We start from the raw sequence: 14,737 nt of genomic DNA, 5'->3' as shown, positions 1-14,737 counted from the left end.
TCAGTCTCCTTCGCGGGCGAGCAGGTCGCGGGCGGCGTAGACCTGCGCGGCCTCGCGGACGAGCGCGGCGCAGGTGGCGGCGGCGTAGTCGTTCTCCAGCCGGTCGGCGATCTCCGCGAGCCGGGCGGCCGACGAGGCGCGGGGCCGCAGCGCGTTGTAGATCGCGAGGACCTCCTCGTCGGGGACGGCGGTGAGCTCGGCGGCGCGCCGCATGTTCTCGGCGAGCTGCCGGCGGCCGACCGAGTCGGAGATCTCGCCCTGGAGCTTCAGGGTCTCGGGCGAGATGCGGAGGTCCTCGTTGCGGATCTCCCCGGACACGACGGCGGCCATGGTGACCTCCGCCAGCGGCCGGCCGGTCGGGGTACGGAGCAGGTCGGGCCGCTGCACGGACAGCGGGTAGTCGGTGGGGCCGAGGGTGGTGCTCATCGGGTCTCCTCCAGGCGGGACGCCACGGGCTGCTCGACCGGGGCCTGCGGGTGCGGGACGCGGCCGACGGGGGTCTCGCCGGTCGCGGCGGCCTCCAGCTCGGCCGGGGTGAGGAAGCGCTCGACCAGAAGGACGAAGGCGCCGCCTCCGATCAGGCCACCGAGCAGCGGGGCGACGATCGGGAGCCACCAGTACGGGACGCCGGCGGCGGTGACGAACGCGGTGTCGTAGCCGGTGACGAACGAGGCGAGTCGGGGGCCCAGGTCACGGGCCGGGTTGATCGCGTAGCCGGCGTTGGCACCGAACGCGATGCCGATGCCGACGACCAGGAAACCGATCATGAAGGGCGCCATGTTGGCGCCGGGCGGGTTGTTGAGCGCGTTGGTCAGCGCGAAGATCACGAAGACGAGCAGGGCGGTGCCGACGATCTGGTCGCCGAACGCGGCGAAGATCGTGACGTGCTCGCCGGGCAGGGTCGAGAAGATGGTCTGCGTGGCGACGGTGTGGACGGGGTCGACCGCCGCGATCGGGCCGGCGTAGACGGCCCGCACGACGAGGGCGGCGAGGAAGGCGCCGACCGTCTGGGCCAGCCAGTAGGGCACGACCTTGCGCCAGGCGAAGCCCTTGAACACGGCCAGCGCCAGGGTGACGGCCGGGTTGAGGTGGGCCCCGCTCACGCGGCCGGCGATGTAGACGCCCATGGTGACCGCGACGCCCCAGCCCCAGACCAGGGTGCCCCAGTCGCCGTTGGCGCCCTCGGAGGTCACGACCTGGGCGACGGTGCCGCAGCCGATGAGGATCAGGACGAAGGTCCCGGCGAACTCGGCTGCGAGCTCGCCGGCGTCCCCGCGGCTCACGCGAGTGCCGCGACGGCGGCCTCGGCCACCGTCACGTCCTGCTCCACCGAGCCGGCGCTGACCCCGACCGCGCCGACGAGCTCACCGTCGCGGTGGATCGGGATGCCGCCGCCGAAGATGACCATGCCACCGGCGGTGTGCTCCAGGCCGTAGAGCTCGGCACCGGGCTGTACCAGCGGGGTCAGCGCCGCGGTCGGCAGGTTCATCAGGATCGAGGTGCGCGCCTTGCGCTGGGCGATGTCGATGCTCGCGCGGATCGCGCCGTCCTGGCGGGCGAAGGCGAGCAGGTGGCCGCCGTCGTCCACGATCGCCACGTTCATCGGCTGGCCGATCTCGGTCGCCTTCGCCAGTCCGGCGGCCAGCGCCTTCTCTGCGTCCTGGAGGGTCAGTCGCTGCATCCGGGCCTCACTCCTCGTCGAGTCGAGCTGCCCGGGTCCGTACCGGGCCACGACGAGGACGCTATGAGCGCGGTCACCCGTACAGATATGAGGACTCTCCCTACCTCACCCCCACCCCCACACCCTCCGGAGAGGGCCGTACGGCCCAGTCGGCGCCGGTGCGGCGGCGTCGACTGGGCCGGTCGCCGACGCGGCGTCGACCAGGTGGCCCCGCCGGCCGCAGCGACGGCGGCCACGCCGTCCTGCGTGCGGCTCGGGGGCGGCCCTCGCTCAGTTGCCCGCGCCGAAGCGGGCGAGCATGGTCCTGTTGCGGGCACCGGTCTTCCGCAGCACCGCTCCGACGTGCTTCTCCACCGTCTTGACCGAGATGGCCAGCCGGGTGGCGATCTGCTTGTCGGCCAGCCCCTGCTCGACGAGTGCGCGAACTTCCCGCTCCCGCAGGGTCAGCGTGTGCTGGCCGCGGGCCGGCTGGTGGCCGGCGGGCGGCGCGACGGGCGGACCCGCCGTGCAGGGGGTGGGCGGGTCGGGCCAGCAGGCCCGCACGCGCGTCCCCCACCCGGGGACGCTGTCGATCTCCAGCCGGCCGCCGGCGGCGCGCACGGTGGACTCGACCCGGTGCAGCCCGGACCGGGGCGCGGTGCCGGGGTCGAAACCGCGGCCGTCGTCCTCGACGAGCAGGCGGACCGTCCCCGTCTCGAACGCCAGCCCCACCCGCAGCGTGCACGCACCGGAGTGCAGCACCGCGTTGTCGAGCAGCAGCCGCGCGACCTCGTGCACCCCCGTCGCGACGACCGGGGCCGGCACCCGCTCGGTACCCAGGGTGACCACGCCGCCGCGGGCACCGAGCGCACGCAGCGCGCGGTCCAGCTCGGCCCGCAGCTCCGGCAGCAGCCGCGGCGCGGCGGGGGCGGTCGCGACCGCCGGGACGTCGGCGAGCAGCCGGGCCGCCATCACCGCGACGGCCGCCTGCTCGGCGAACCCCTCGACCGCGGCGACGTCGGAATCGCGGAAGCTCCCACCCCCACCGAAAGCACAGGCTCCGAGCAACTCGTCGTCCCACCAGAGGGGGGTTCCGAGCACGTCCGGTGCGCCAGGGCCGTCCCCCTCCACAAGGAGGGTGCGGGGCTCCCGGACCAGGCGGGCCAGGACGTCCTCGACCGGAGGCAGGGGATCGCGGTGCACGACCGGTGCCGGGTCGCCCAGCAACGCGACGGTGCCGCCACCACCGCCCAGCCTGCTGGTCGTGCGCCGGACGAGGTCGTCGAGCAGCGTCGTCACACCCCGGTCCTGCGCCGCACCGTGAGCGAGGATCACCCGGTCCTCCCGGTATCCATCTTGCATCTATGCCGCATTCCTGGAGGGGAACGGTAGGGATGTCGACCGGGGTGGGCAAGCCTCGCGAACCCGGGCCGGACGTGTTCAGGCATCATTTCGGATGTGGACGACGGGTCACGGGCGAGCGGTAGCGCCACCGAACGGGCGTACCGGTTCGCCAAGGCCGGGATCCTCGACGGCTCCCTGCCCGCGGGCGAGCTGATCAGCGAGGGTCAGGTCGCGCGGCCGCTGGCGCTGAGCCGCACGCCGGTCCGCGAGGCGTTCCTGCAGCTGCAGGCCGAGGGTCTGCTGAAGCTCTACCCCAAGCGCGGCGCGCTCGTGGTGCCGGTCTCCCCCGGTGAAGTGGACGCCGTCGTCGAGGCCCGCGACGTCATCGAGTCGCACGCGATCGCCACCGTCGTGGGGGTCGACGACGAGACCCTGGAGCACATCGCCGCCGCGATGGACGCCGCGATCGACGACCAGCTCGCCGCCGTGGCCGCGCGCGACGAGCTCGCCTTCGTCGAGGCCGACCGCCAGTTCCACACCGTGCTGGTGCGGGCCGGGTGCCGCAGCATCCTGCTGGAGGTCTACGGGACGCTGCGCGACCGGCAGCTGCGGATGAACATGGGCGCCCTGGGCGGCCGCTTCCCCGGCCGGGCCGAGCGCCTGGTCGCCGAGCACCGGCAGCTGCTCGCCGGGCTGCGCGCCCGGGACCGCCAGGGCGCGGTGGCCGTGCTCCGGGTGCACCTGGCGGGCACCCGGGCGTCGGTTCTGGGCGCTCCCCCGGCGAGCGCCTGAGCCGCCGGGCCTCAGCCCCGCAGCACCCGCACCACGACCGTGCGGCTCGCGCGGTCGTGCCAGCCGCGGCCGTCGGTGTCGCGCAGGAACGGCGGCAGCACCACCGCGATCATCGCGGTGCGCAGCAGCGCCCGCGGGACACCGACGTGGGTCGCCATGTCGGTGCGCGCGACCCGCATCCCCAGCGCGAGGTGCCCCGGTGCCGTGCCGAGCACCGACACGGACAGCGCGGTGATCACGAACCAGGTCCCGAGTACCCACCAGCTGAACTCCGGGGTGCCGAGCGCGTCGACCCCGGCGACCAGCAGCACCAGCAGGTAGGACAGGAACCAGTCGAGGCAGACGCCGGCGACGCGGCGGCCGAACCCGGCGACGGAGTAGTGGCCGGCCGCCGGCAGCCCGAAACGCTCGCCGGGGTGTCCGGCCGGGGCGGAGCCTCCGGCGGATGAACCGGGGAGCCAGGACTCGATCCAACGGGCCATGCTCTCTAGCGTAGGCGCCGTAGCCGCACCACCGAGCGGGACCGGACCGGACACCGATGACGAACGTGATCGATGTCGCGGTCGGGTCAGTTAACGTCGGTGAAACAGGTGAGTGATGGGTGAGCAACACGGCACTCCTACCGTCACCCACGATCTCCACCAGCGAATGAAGGAGCCCAGAGAGTGTTCAGCAACGCCGAAGAGGTACTCAAGTACATCTCGGACGAGAAGGTCGAGTACGTCGACATCAGGTTCTGCGACCTGCCCGGCGTCATGCAGCACCTCACCGTCCCCGCCAAGACGGCCGGCGACCTCCTGGAGAACGGTGCCGCCTTCGACGGCTCCTCCGTCCGCGGTTTCCAGGCGATCAACGAGTCCGACATGGCGCTGCACCCGGACACGACGACCGCCCGTCTCGACCCGTTCCGCAAGCACAAGACGCTGAACATCAACTTCTTCGTGCACGACCCGATCACCGGTGAGCCCTACTCCCGGGACCCGCGGAACGTCGCCCGCAAGGCGCAGGAGTACCTGACCGCCTCCGGCATCGCCGACACCGCGTACATGGCGCCCGAGGCCGAGTTCTACGTCTTCGACTCGATCCGGTTCGGCACCGACCCGCACCAGGCCTACCACCACATCGACTCCGCGGAGGGCTGGTGGAACACCGGCCGCGAAGAGGTCGGGGGCAACCTGGGCTACAAGGTCAACTACAAGGGCGGCTACTTCCCCGTCCCGCCGGTCGACCACTACGCCGACCTGCGCGCCGACATCGTCACCGCGATGCAGGGGTCGGGCTTCGAGGTGGAGCGCGAGCACCACGAGGTCGGCACCGCCGGCCAGGCCGAGATCAACTACAAGTTCGACACGCTGCTGCGTGCGGCCGACGACGTCATGCTCTTCAAGTACCTGGTGAAGAACGTCGCGTGGCAGAACGGCAAGACCGCGACCTTCATGCCGAAGCCGCTGTTCGGCGACAACGGCTCGGGCATGCACGTGCACTCGTCGCTGTGGAAGGACGGGCAGCCGCTCTTCCACGATGAGTCCGGCTACGGCGGTCTGTCCGACACCGCCCGCTACTACATCGGCGGCCTGCTGCACCACGCGCCGTCGCTGCTGGCGTTCACCAACCCGACGGTGAACTCCTACCACCGCCTGGTCCCGGGCTTCGAGGCCCCGGTCAACCTGGTCTACTCCGCGCGCAACCGCTCGGCATGCATCCGCATCCCGCTGACCGGTGACAGCCCGAAGGCCAAGCGCGTCGAGTTCCGCTGCCCCGACTCGTCCGGCAACCCGTACCTCGCCTTCTCGGCGATCCTGATGGCCGGTCTCGACGGCATCAAGAACAAGATCGAGCCGCCGGCGCCGATCGACAAGGACCTCTACGAGCTCCCGCCGGAGGAGGCCAAGGACATCGCGCAGGTCCCGGCCTCGCTCGGTGCGGTCATCGACAAGCTGGAGCAGGACCACGACTACCTGCTCGAGGGTGGCGTGTTCACCCCGGACCTGATCGAGACCTGGATCTCCTACAAGCGGGAGAACGAGATCGACCCGCTGCGGCTGCGCCCGCACCCGTACGAGTTCGCCCTGTACTACGACGTGTGATCCGCACCTGACCCACGTCACACCGAGGCCCGGCCCCGTCAGGGAGCCGGGCCTCGGCGCGTGCTGCGGGTCGTCGGCCGCCCCGTCAGAGGCGCTCGACGCGGTCGGCCTGCGGGCCCCGGTCGCTCTGACGCACGGCGTAGCGGACGCGGTCGCCCTTCTGCAGCGGCTCCGCGTCCCGGATCACGGACACGTGGACGAACAGGTCGTCCCCGCCGGCATCCGGGGAGATGAACCCGAAGCCGCGGTCCTCGTCGTAGCGCACGACGACGCCCTCACCGCCCCGCGCGGGGACCTCGCGCGCCGCCGGCCCCGCGGCGGGTGCCGACCGCTTCGGCGCCGTCGAGGGCTCGCCGGCCCGGACCAGGTGCACGTCACGGGCCTGGGGCCCCTTCTCCGCCTGGGCCACCTCGAAGGCGATACGGTCGCCCTCCGCGAGCCAGGTCAGCCCCTCGGCCAGGGCCCGGGCGTGGACGAACACGTCGTCGCCGCCGGAGTCGGGGGTGACGAAGCCGAAGCCCTTGTCCTCGTCGTACCAGGCCACCGTGCCGTCGGCGTCGTCCGCGGTGTCGTCGGTGGCGGGCAGGCCGGCCCCCGCTCCCAGCGGGACCACGTGCCCGGCCTGCGGGCCACGCTCGCCCTCCACCACCAGGAAGGCCACCCGCTGACCCTCGGTCACCACGCCGCCGGTCACGATGGCGGAGCTGTGCACGAAGATGTCGGCGCCGCCGCCGTCCGGGGTCGCGAAGCCGTACCCCTTCCCCGGCTCGTACCAGGTGACGGTGCCGAGCAGGCCCACGGCGCTGTCGGCCGCCTCGCCCGTGACGCGCACCCGCAGCGCCTGGGGTCCGCGGTCGTTCTCGCCGACCTCGAACTCGACGACCTGGCCCTCGCGGAGCACCGGCGCACCGCCGCCCCCGACGATCTCGGAGGCGTGCACGAACACGTCCGGCGAGCCGTCCTCGGGTGCGAGGAAGCCGAAACCCCGTTCGGCGTCGAACCAGCGGACGGTCCCTTGCGGCATCGAGAACTCCAGATCGGTGGTCGGGTACTGGCCCCAGTCTCCCCGACGGACCTCGCGGTCCGTCGGGCCGGGCCCGCGGGCCTGCGGTGCGGGGCGGGCCGGCGGTCCGGCTGCTCCCCCGGCCACCCGCCGCGCGGGCGCCGGCGGACGGGTCCGGACATACGTCGGCGCCCGCCCGGAGAGTCTCCGGGCGGGCGCCGACGAGGGTGTTACGCGCGTGTCAGGCGCGGACCTTGCGGCCCACGATCACGCGGTAGATCCCCAGCAGGATCAGCGACCCCACGATGGCGAGCAGCCAGGTGGAGATGTTGAAGAAGCCGCCGAGGCCGACGCCGAACACCGCGCTGCCGATCCAGCCGCCGAGCAGCGCGCCGACGACACCCAGGATCAGGGTGACGATGATTCCGCCCGGGTCCTTGCCCGGCATGATGGCCTTGGCGATGGCGCCCGCGATCAGCCCCAGCACGATCCACGCGATGATGCCCATGTCTGTCTCCCTCGCTCACGGTCCGTTCGTGACGAACCGAATCTGACCGGTCGGCACCGAGTGACCCGTGGGGGTCGTGGCGAAACGTCCCCGGTGGTCACCGTTCGGATGCGATCAGGAGACGGGGGAACATCGGCCCGCTCCGGCTGCTCCGAACGGCACCGTGGAGACGCCCGTCCGCCGACCGGTGTACGGCCGTCGGCACCACGCGGTTCCCGATGTCGTGTAGGACGTCGCCGACGCTAACCACTGCCGGTCACGGAAACATCGCAGAACACCCCTGCCCCACCATCAGGTGCCGGAGTTCGCACGGTCGGGGTCTTCCCGGATGCGGACGCGTCACGAGGCGGTCACCGCGGACGGATGCGACCCCCGCTCGGGGTCAGGTCCGCTCGGAGCATCCCGCACGCGGAATCGGTGCAGAGATCATCTCATCGCCCGCGTCCGCGGATTCGTTGACAACGGTGGGACGCGAATGCTTGACTCAGAGGTATCGTGTTCCAGGTCACATTGAGTGAGGGTCGCACCGGCCCGTCCACTCCGCTCGGTGACACCGCCCGGGTGTCCACGGAACGGCACCGGCCACGCGCGACCCCCTGCGTCACCCTGCGCCCTCGGCGCGACCACGAACGTGCACGGTCCTTCCTCGGCGGCAGGATCGTGTCCCCTCCGCGCCCCCGGGCTGACCTCGTCGCCCGGGGGTGCGGCACATTGCGGGACGGTGGGACTACTCGGCGCCGGTGACCGCCACCAGACCGGCGGCCTCGATCCCCGCGAGGGCGGCGGCCTCGTCGTTGAGCGACGCGTCGCCGGTCACCCCGACGGCGCCGAGCAGCGCGCCGGCCCCGTCCTTGACGAAGACCCCGCCGGGCACGGAGAGGATCTTGCCGCCGGCGAGGTTCGCCACCGAGGTGAAGAACTCCGGGGAGTCCGCGGCGCGGGCGGCGATCGCGCGGTTGGTCATGCCGAGGGCGAGCACACCGCTGGCCTTGGCGACGGCGAGGTCGGGCCGCAGGAAGCCCGAGCCGTCCTGGCGGGCCAGGGCGACGATCGCGCCGCCCGGGTCGAGCACCGCGACCGTGAGCGGGTTGAAGCCCTGCTCGGTGCCGTGGGCCAGGGCAGCGGCGGCGATGGTCTGGGCCTGCTCGAGGGAGATCGTCATACCGCGAACCCTGCCATCACCGCGCCGCGCACGCCCACCCCGGCCTCACACGGCGGGTGGGCGGCGGTCAGCGCCGGGTGAGGCCCACGAGCGGGATCGTCCGGTCGGTCCTGCGCTCGTAGTCGGCGAAGCCGCGGTTGTTCTCCTTGATCCAGGTCCAGACGCGGTCGCGGTCGGCCTCGTCGAGCTCGGCCGCATGCACCGGCACGGTCTCGACCCCGCCCTCGCCGTCGGCGATCTCGGCGGTGACGTCCGGGTTCGCCATCAGGTTGTGGAACCACGCGGGGTGGCGCGGCGCGCCGGCCGCGGAGGCGACGACGACCCAGCGGTCACCGTCGGCGAACCAGCGCAGCGGCGCGATCCGCTCGGCGCCGCTCTTCGCGCCGACGTGGTGGACCAGGATCATCGGCAGGCCGGTGAACGGCTCGCCGACCCGGCCGTCGTTCTCGCGGAACTCACGGATCACCCTGGTGTTGAAGTCCTCTGCCATGGCCCCATGCTGTCAGGCGGGCGCCCCGCCGGGGGCGAACACGACCCAGCAGGCGGCGAGCGTCGCGGCGAACGCGACGAGCACGAACACCGCTGCCCACGCCCCGCCGCCGAGCGGGGTGAGCTCGGCGAGCCGGTCGGCGTCGGAGTGGCGCAGCCGGCCCCCGCGACGGCCGCGGCGCAGCTCCAGACAGGCCTTCACCCCGCCGAACAGCAGGAACCAGGTCAGCGCGGCGGCGAACCCGGTCCGCAGGTCGGCCGGGGCACGCAGCGCGACGAGCACGAGCACCGCCCCGGTCGCGACGACGGCCAGCCCGCCGTAGAGGTTGCGGATCTGCAGCAGCGTCGCGGCCAGCAGCACCACCGCGATCCACAGCATCGCCTGCGCCTCGTCCGCCGCGACCAGCACCGCACCGCCGAGGCCCAGCAGCGGCGGGAAGACGTAGCCGGCGAAGAACATCGCGACCACCCCGGGCCCGCGCCCCGCGCCGGTGGAGTGCGTGACGCCGGAGGAGTCGGCGTGCAGCCGGATCCCGGCCAGGCCCCGCCCGACCAGGACCGCGACGAGTGCGTGCCCGCCCTCGTGGGCGATCGTGACCGCGGTGCGCGTCAGCCGCCAGGTCGGCCGCCACGCGACGACCGTCAGGGCCAGCAGCGCGGCCAGCAGCGACGCCGGCCGGGCCGCGACGAGCTCGTACCCGCGGGTGATCACGTCGAGGTCTGCCACGGACCCCAGTGAACCAGCGGGGTCCGGTCACACCGCGCCGAGGATCTCCTCGACCGCCTCCAGCGCCGAGTCGGTGTCGTCCGCCAGGTACATGAGGTCGACGAAGGTGTGGTCGACGTCGGTGTCGGTGGCCGCCCGGCGCACCAGCGCGGCGGCGTCGGCGGCGGTCTCCCCCGGCTTCGGGTTCACCCGCAGCACCGCGCCGACCGCGTCGGCGGGGCGGCCCGCCTCGGCCGCGGCGGCACGCAGGTCCGCCCAGGGCGCGGAGACCGCGGCGTCGAGGTCGGTGACGTCGGAGGTGACGACCGGCAGGAACCCGTCGGCCCGTTCCGCGATCCTGCGGCGCGCCCGGGGGCTGAAGCCGCCCAGGTAGACCGGCACGTGCCGCGGCACGGCGTGCACGTACGACGGCGCGACGCTCGCGAACCGCCCGGTGAACTCCACCGGGTCGTCGTGCCACCAGGTGTCGAACAGGTCGAGGGTCTCGTCGAGCCGGGCGCCGCGCTCACCCATCGGGACCCCGACCGCGTCGTACTCCTCGGGCGACCAGCCGATGCCGAGGCCCAGCAGCAGCCGTCCGCCCGACAGGTTGTCGATCGTCGCCGCCTGCCGGGCCAGCAGCGCCGCCGGGTACCAGGGCGCGTTGAGCGTGCTGGTGCCGAGCTGCACCCGCGCGGTGACGGCGGCCGCCGCGGTCAGCAGCGCCAGCGGGTCGTGCGCGGCGGTGAACTGCTCGGGCACGCTGCCCGGGCCGCCGGGCCCGCCGCCGTAGCCGACCGTCGGGTCGACGGCCACCAGCAGCCGGTCGCCCGTCCACAGGCTCGCCGCGCCGCGCTCCTCGGCGCCCGCCGCGAACCGCATCGTCCCGTCCACGTGGGCCGCGGACGCACCGAACTGCGGGATCCCGAAACCGATTCGCACTTGACCTCCAGCCGCTGGAACACCCGACGCTGTCCCCGTGACCGCACCACCTACCGATGATCACCCTGTCACGCTGACGATCGGGCAGCTCGCCCGGCGCAGCGAGGTCCCCGTGCGCACGCTCCGTTTCTGGTCGGACGAGGGGCTCGTCCCCGCCGACCGCAACGGTGCGGGCCACCGGGTCTACGGACCGGCCGCGGTCGCACGGCTCGACCTCGTGCGCACCCTGCGCGAGCTCGGCCTGGGCCTGGACGACGTGCGCGCCGTGCTGTCCCGCCGACGGGGGGTCGGCGAGATCGCGGCGGCACACGTCCGGGCCCTGGACGACCGGATCCGGGAGCTGCGGGCGCAGCGCGCGGTGTGCGCCCTGCTCGCCCGCAACGGAACCGGTGACACCCCACCCGACGAACGGAGCGTGACCCTGATGAACGACCTCGCCCGGCTGTCCGCGGCGCAGCGGCAGCACCTGATCGACGAGTTCGTGAACGAGGCCTTCGCCGGCATCGACGCCGACGCGCCCGGCGCGGGCATCGCCACCGCGATGCGGTCGATGCCCGCCGAGCTGCCCGACGACCCGACCCCGGAACAGGTCGGGGCCTGGGTGGAGCTGGCCGAGCTGGTCGGCGACCCCGGCTTCCGGGCCCGCTGCCGGGAGATGGCCGTCGCCGGCGCCACCGTCCCGGCGCACCGCGAGCGGCAGGCCGACCCGGCCGCGGTGGCCGAGCACGCCGGTGGCGCGCTCGCCGCGGGCGTCGACCCGGCCTCGCCCGCGGCCGCCGCGGCGCTGGCACGGATCCCCGGCGTCGCCGGACTGTCGATGGGCGAGCGGACCGCCTGGGCGGACACGGTCGACCTGTTCGCCGACCGCCGCGTCGAGCGCTACTGGACGCTGCTCGGGGTGCTCAACGGTTGGCCGGCCCGGGAGCCGGCGATCCCCGCGTTCGAGTGGTTCGCCACGGCGCTGCGCTCGGCACCGGCCGGTCAGTCCTCGGACCAGCCGTAGAACACCCGCTCGACGACCGCGCGGGCCCGCCGCGTGACGCGCTTGTAGTCGTCGAGGAACTCCCCCGGGTCGCCGCCCGCCGGGTACCCGAGCGCGACGGCGACGGCGGCCAGCTCCCGCCCCGAACGCGGGAGCTGGTCGCCGGGCTTGCCCTTGACCAGCATGATCGCGTTGCGGGCCGCGGTCGCGGTGCGCCAGCCCTCCTCCAGCTCGGCGGCGTCCCCGGCGCTGATCAGCCCGGCCTCCGCGGCCTCGTGCAGCCCGTGCAGCGTCGACGGGGTGCGCAGCTCGGGGACGTCGCCCGCGTGCTGGAGCTGCAGCAGCTGCACCGTCCACTCGACGTCGGCCAGCCCGCCCAGGCCGAGCTTGGTGTGGGTGGTGCGGTCCGCGCCGCGGGGCAGCCGCTCGGCGTCGACCCGGGCCTTGATCCGGCGGATCTCCGACACCGCGGCCGCCGACACGCCGTCGGCCGGGTAGCGGATCGGGTCGACCAGCGCGGTGAACTCGCGGCCCAGCGTCCGGTCCCCCGCGATCGGGCGGGCCCGCAGCAGCGCCTGGGCCTCCCACACCTCGCCCCAGCGGGCGTAGTACTCGCGGTAGGAGGCCAGGGTGCGCACCATCGGCCCGGACCGGCCCTCCGGGCGCAGGTCCGCGTCGACCGACAGCTCCGGATCCGGGCTGGGGGAGCCGAGCAGCCGCCGCACGCGTTCCACCACCCGGGTCGCCCACCTCACCGCGGTGTGGTCGTCGACGCCCTCGGCGGGCCTGCAGACGAACATCACGTCGGCGTCGCTGCCGTAGCTGGACTCGCCGCCGCCGAGGCGGCCCATCCCGATCACCGACAGGACGGCCGGGCGCTCGGGCTCCGCGCGCAGCACCGCGTCCAGGGTCGCGGCCAGCACCGCCTCGTTGACCGAGCTCAGCGCCGTGCACACCGCGTCGACGGGCAGCAGGCCGAGCAGGTCGGCGCAGGCGATCCGCAGCATCTCGTGGCGGCGGTAGGACCGCGCCGACGCCACCGCGGCCTCCGGCGTGCTCTGCCGGGCGACGGTGGTGCGCAGCGCCATCGACACCTCGGCCGGGTCCCGGGTCAGCTCCGGGCTCTGCACCCCCGAGGAGGTCGCCAGCATCCGCAGCACCTCCGGCGCGCGGGCCAGCAGGTCCGGGACCAGGGCCGACGTCCCGAGCAGCGTCATCAGCCGCTGCGCGACCGCGCCCTCGTCGCGCAGCAGCCGCAGGTACCAGGGGGTGTCGGCGAGCGCCTCGGACACCCGCCGGTAGGCGAGCAGGCCGCGGTCGGGGTCGGGGCTGCGCGACAGCGAGTCCAGCAGCACCGGCAGCAGCGCCCGCTGGATCGACGCGGCCCGTGACACCCCGCCGGTGAGCGCCCGCAGGTGCCCGAGCGCCCCCTCCGGCGACGCCCAGCCCAGCGCCTTCATCCGTGCCCTCGCCGCCTCCGGGGACAGCACGGCGTCGGCGCCGTCGGCGGCCAGCCGGGACACCGCCGACAGCAGCGGCCGGTAGAACAGCTTCTCGTGCAGCCGGGTGACGCGGCGCGCGTTGCGCTGCCACTCGTCGACCAGCACCCCGACGACGTCGCGGCGCCCGTCCGGGCGGATCCGCGCGGCCCGGGCGAGCCAGCGCAGTCCGTCGACGTCGTCGGCGGCCGGGAGCAGGTGGGTGCGGCGCAGCTTCTGCAGCTGCAGCCGGTGCTCCAGCAGGCGCAGGAACCGGTAGGACGCGGCGAGGTTGGCGCCGTCGTCGCGGCCGACGTAGCCGCTCTCCGACAGCGCGGCCAGCGCGACCAGGGTGTTGCCCGAGTGCAGCGAGTCGTCGCCCCGGCCGTGCACCAGCTGCAGCAGCTGGACGGCGAACTCGACGTCGCGCAGCCCGCCGCGGCCGAGCTTCAGCTCGCGTTCGCGCTGCTCGGAGGGGATGTTCTCGATGACCCGGGCCCGCATGGCCTGCACGTCGGTGACGAAGTCGTCGCGGGTGGAGGCCTGCCACACCATCGGCGACAGCGCCTCGACGTAGGCGGCGCCGAGCTCGCGGTCCCCGGCGATCGGGCGGGCCTTGAGCAGCGCCTGGAACTCCCAGGTCTTCGCCCACCGCTTGTAGTACGCCACGTGCCCGTCGAGGGTCCGCACGAGTGCGCCCTGGCGGCCCTCGGGGCGCAGGTTCGCGTCGACCTCGAAACAGGCCTCCCCCGCGATGCGCATGACCCGCGACGCGAGCTTCGTCGCGGCCTGGGTGAGCTCCCCGCCGGGTTCGGCGACGAACACGACGTCGACGTCGGAGACGTAGTTGAGCTCCCGGCCACCGCACTTGCCGAGCCCGATCACCGCGAGCCGCAGCTCCTCGGGCGGGTCCTGCTCGGCCGCGGCCACCGCCAGCGACGCCGACAGCGCGGCCTCGGCGAGGTCGGCGAGCTGGGCGGCGACGTCGTCGACCTCCATCACCGGCAGACCCGGGTCGCCGACGGCGGCCAGGTCGGCCGAGGCGAGGCCGAGCAGCTCGTCGCGGTAGGCCGTGCGCAGCGCCGCGACGGCCTCGGCGCCGGTCAGCGACGCCCGCGCTCCGCCGGCCGTCCCCGGCGGCGGCGCGGCCGGGTCGGCCCCGACCGCGCGCAGCAGGTTCGCGGTGCGCCGGGCCAGGTCCGGCGGCGGGTTCCCGCGCTCGGCGGTGTCGGCCAGCAGCGGCCAGCGGTCCGGGTGGCCGACGAGGTGGTCGCCCAGCGCCGTCGACGACCCCAGGGTCGCCAGCAGCCGCCCCCGCAGCCCGCGGTCGGTGCGCAGCGCCCGGTCGATCGCGGGCCACGGGGCGGTCTGCGCCAGCCGCTCGACCGCCCGCAGGGCGAGGGACTGGTCGGGGCTGCGGGCCAGCGCCCACATGATCTCCTCGCAGCCGGGCGCCGGCCCGTCGGTCGCCCACCAGCCCAGACCGCGCAGGGTCGTGGCCGCGTCCTCACCGGTGAGGCCGAGCCGGGCGAGCGAGGTCCCCGTGCGACGGTCCATGACCGGTGATCCTGCCCCATCGCGGGC

Annotated in this window: 15 protein-coding genes; 3 read left to right on the top strand and 12 right to left on the bottom strand. The window is 74.1% G+C overall.

The window, feature by feature from the left end:
• The 4 genes from AC0GKK_RS25110 to AC0GKK_RS25095 form a co-directional block, all read right to left on the bottom strand.
• Window positions 1-426 (bottom strand): diol dehydratase small subunit, encoded by a 426-nt coding sequence (locus tag AC0GKK_RS25110; protein ID WP_062395983.1) that lies wholly within the window; start codon window positions 424-426, stop codon window positions 1-3.
• Window positions 423-1,283 carry an MIP/aquaporin family protein gene (locus AC0GKK_RS25105; RefSeq protein ID WP_489882688.1) on the bottom strand — a complete coding sequence of 287 codons (861 nt, stop codon included), beginning with the start codon at window positions 1,281-1,283 and terminating at the stop codon, window positions 423-425. Before AC0GKK_RS25105 ends, AC0GKK_RS25110 begins: the two co-directional genes overlap by 4 nt.
• A complete protein-coding gene (locus AC0GKK_RS25100; RefSeq protein ID WP_224402122.1) occupies window positions 1,280-1,732 on the bottom strand; it encodes a GlcG/HbpS family heme-binding protein in 453 nt (150 codons plus the stop codon). The genes AC0GKK_RS25105 and AC0GKK_RS25100 overlap by 4 nt, the downstream gene beginning before the upstream one ends.
• Before the next feature lie 219 nt (window positions 1,733-1,951).
• A complete protein-coding gene (locus AC0GKK_RS25095; protein ID WP_489882687.1) occupies window positions 1,952-2,995 on the bottom strand; it encodes a LuxR C-terminal-related transcriptional regulator in 1,044 nt (347 codons plus the stop codon).
• 123 nt (window positions 2,996-3,118) lie between these two features.
• On the opposite strand from AC0GKK_RS25095, the gene AC0GKK_RS25090 reads away from it, so the two are divergent.
• Window positions 3,119-3,796 (top strand): GntR family transcriptional regulator, encoded by a 678-nt coding sequence (locus AC0GKK_RS25090; RefSeq protein WP_208822377.1) that lies wholly within the window; start codon window positions 3,119-3,121, stop codon window positions 3,794-3,796.
• A gap of 11 nt (window positions 3,797-3,807) precedes the next feature.
• Here AC0GKK_RS25090 and AC0GKK_RS25085 read toward each other — a convergent pair whose 3' ends face one another.
• Window positions 3,808-4,278, bottom strand: a complete 471-nt coding sequence (locus tag AC0GKK_RS25085; RefSeq protein ID WP_350662720.1) for an RDD family protein — start codon at window positions 4,276-4,278, stop codon at window positions 3,808-3,810.
• A 183-nt stretch (window positions 4,279-4,461) separates the two neighbouring features.
• Here AC0GKK_RS25085 and glnA point away from each other — a divergent pair, with 183 nt between their 5' ends.
• Window positions 4,462-5,883, top strand: a complete 1,422-nt coding sequence (gene glnA, locus AC0GKK_RS25080; protein WP_489882686.1) for a type I glutamate--ammonia ligase — start codon at window positions 4,462-4,464, stop codon at window positions 5,881-5,883.
• A gap of 85 nt (window positions 5,884-5,968) precedes the next feature.
• On the opposite strand, the gene AC0GKK_RS25075 is transcribed toward glnA, so the two are convergent.
• The 6 genes from AC0GKK_RS25075 to AC0GKK_RS25050 all read right to left on the bottom strand — a co-directional run bounded on the left by AC0GKK_RS25075 (window position 5,969) and on the right by AC0GKK_RS25050 (window position 10,633).
• Window positions 5,969-6,907 (bottom strand): cold-shock protein, encoded by a 939-nt coding sequence (locus AC0GKK_RS25075; RefSeq protein WP_482637843.1) that lies wholly within the window; start codon window positions 6,905-6,907, stop codon window positions 5,969-5,971.
• A gap of 220 nt (window positions 6,908-7,127) precedes the next feature.
• Window positions 7,128-7,394 (bottom strand): GlsB/YeaQ/YmgE family stress response membrane protein, encoded by a 267-nt coding sequence (locus AC0GKK_RS25070; RefSeq protein ID WP_073574171.1) that lies wholly within the window; start codon window positions 7,392-7,394, stop codon window positions 7,128-7,130.
• A 727-nt stretch (window positions 7,395-8,121) separates the two neighbouring features.
• On the bottom strand, window positions 8,122-8,556 hold the full coding sequence (locus AC0GKK_RS25065) for a GlcG/HbpS family heme-binding protein (RefSeq protein WP_476651875.1): 435 nt from the start codon (window positions 8,554-8,556) through the stop codon (window positions 8,122-8,124).
• A 67-nt stretch (window positions 8,557-8,623) separates the two neighbouring features.
• Complete coding sequence (locus AC0GKK_RS25060; protein WP_489882685.1) at window positions 8,624-9,046, bottom strand: nitroreductase/quinone reductase family protein; 423 nt, start codon at window positions 9,044-9,046, stop codon at window positions 8,624-8,626.
• 12 nt (window positions 9,047-9,058) lie between these two features.
• On the bottom strand, window positions 9,059-9,772 hold the full coding sequence (locus AC0GKK_RS25055; RefSeq protein WP_083474181.1) for a M50 family metallopeptidase: 714 nt from the start codon (window positions 9,770-9,772) through the stop codon (window positions 9,059-9,061).
• A gap of 27 nt (window positions 9,773-9,799) precedes the next feature.
• A complete protein-coding gene (locus tag AC0GKK_RS25050) occupies window positions 9,800-10,633 on the bottom strand; it encodes a TIGR03619 family F420-dependent LLM class oxidoreductase (RefSeq protein WP_489882684.1) in 834 nt (277 codons plus the stop codon).
• Window positions 10,634-10,730: 97 nt separating this feature from the next.
• Here AC0GKK_RS25050 and AC0GKK_RS25045 point away from each other — a divergent pair, with 97 nt between their 5' ends.
• Window positions 10,731-11,696, top strand: coding sequence for a MerR family transcriptional regulator (locus AC0GKK_RS25045; RefSeq protein WP_482637845.1), 966 nt, complete (start codon window positions 10,731-10,733; stop codon window positions 11,694-11,696).
• On the opposite strand, the gene AC0GKK_RS25040 is transcribed toward AC0GKK_RS25045, so the two are convergent.
• Window positions 11,675-14,710 (bottom strand): bifunctional [glutamine synthetase] adenylyltransferase/[glutamine synthetase]-adenylyl-L-tyrosine phosphorylase, encoded by a 3,036-nt coding sequence (locus AC0GKK_RS25040; protein WP_489882683.1) that lies wholly within the window; start codon window positions 14,708-14,710, stop codon window positions 11,675-11,677. The genes AC0GKK_RS25045 and AC0GKK_RS25040 overlap by 22 nt on opposite strands.
• Window positions 14,711-14,737: the final 27 nt, after the last annotated feature.

Source organism: Pseudonocardia sp. P-1 (assembly GCF_058111925.1).
Note: the sequence above shows the minus strand (reverse complement) of the source record. Positions and strands in the feature narration are given on the sequence as shown.

Coding starts and splice junctions, on each gene's coding strand:
- AC0GKK_RS25075 (WP_482637843.1), bottom strand. CDS start 6,907: ATGCCGCAAGGGACCGTCCGCTGGTTCGACGCCGAACGGGGTTTCGGC.
- AC0GKK_RS25110 (WP_062395983.1), bottom strand. CDS start 426: ATGAGCACCACCCTCGGCCCCACCGACTACCCGCTGTCCGTGCAGCGG.
- AC0GKK_RS25085 (WP_350662720.1), bottom strand. CDS start 4,278: ATGGCCCGTTGGATCGAGTCCTGGCTCCCCGGTTCATCCGCCGGAGGC.
- AC0GKK_RS25060 (WP_489882685.1), bottom strand. CDS start 9,046: ATGGCAGAGGACTTCAACACCAGGGTGATCCGTGAGTTCCGCGAGAAC.
- AC0GKK_RS25040 (WP_489882683.1), bottom strand. CDS start 14,710: ATGGACCGTCGCACGGGGACCTCGCTCGCCCGGCTCGGCCTCACCGGT.
- AC0GKK_RS25050 (WP_489882684.1), bottom strand. CDS start 10,633: ATGCGGTTCGCGGCGGGCGCCGAGGAGCGCGGCGCGGCGAGCCTGTGG.
- AC0GKK_RS25065 (WP_476651875.1), bottom strand. CDS start 8,556: ATGACGATCTCCCTCGAGCAGGCCCAGACCATCGCCGCCGCTGCCCTG.
- AC0GKK_RS25070 (WP_073574171.1), bottom strand. CDS start 7,394: ATGGGCATCATCGCGTGGATCGTGCTGGGGCTGATCGCGGGCGCCATC.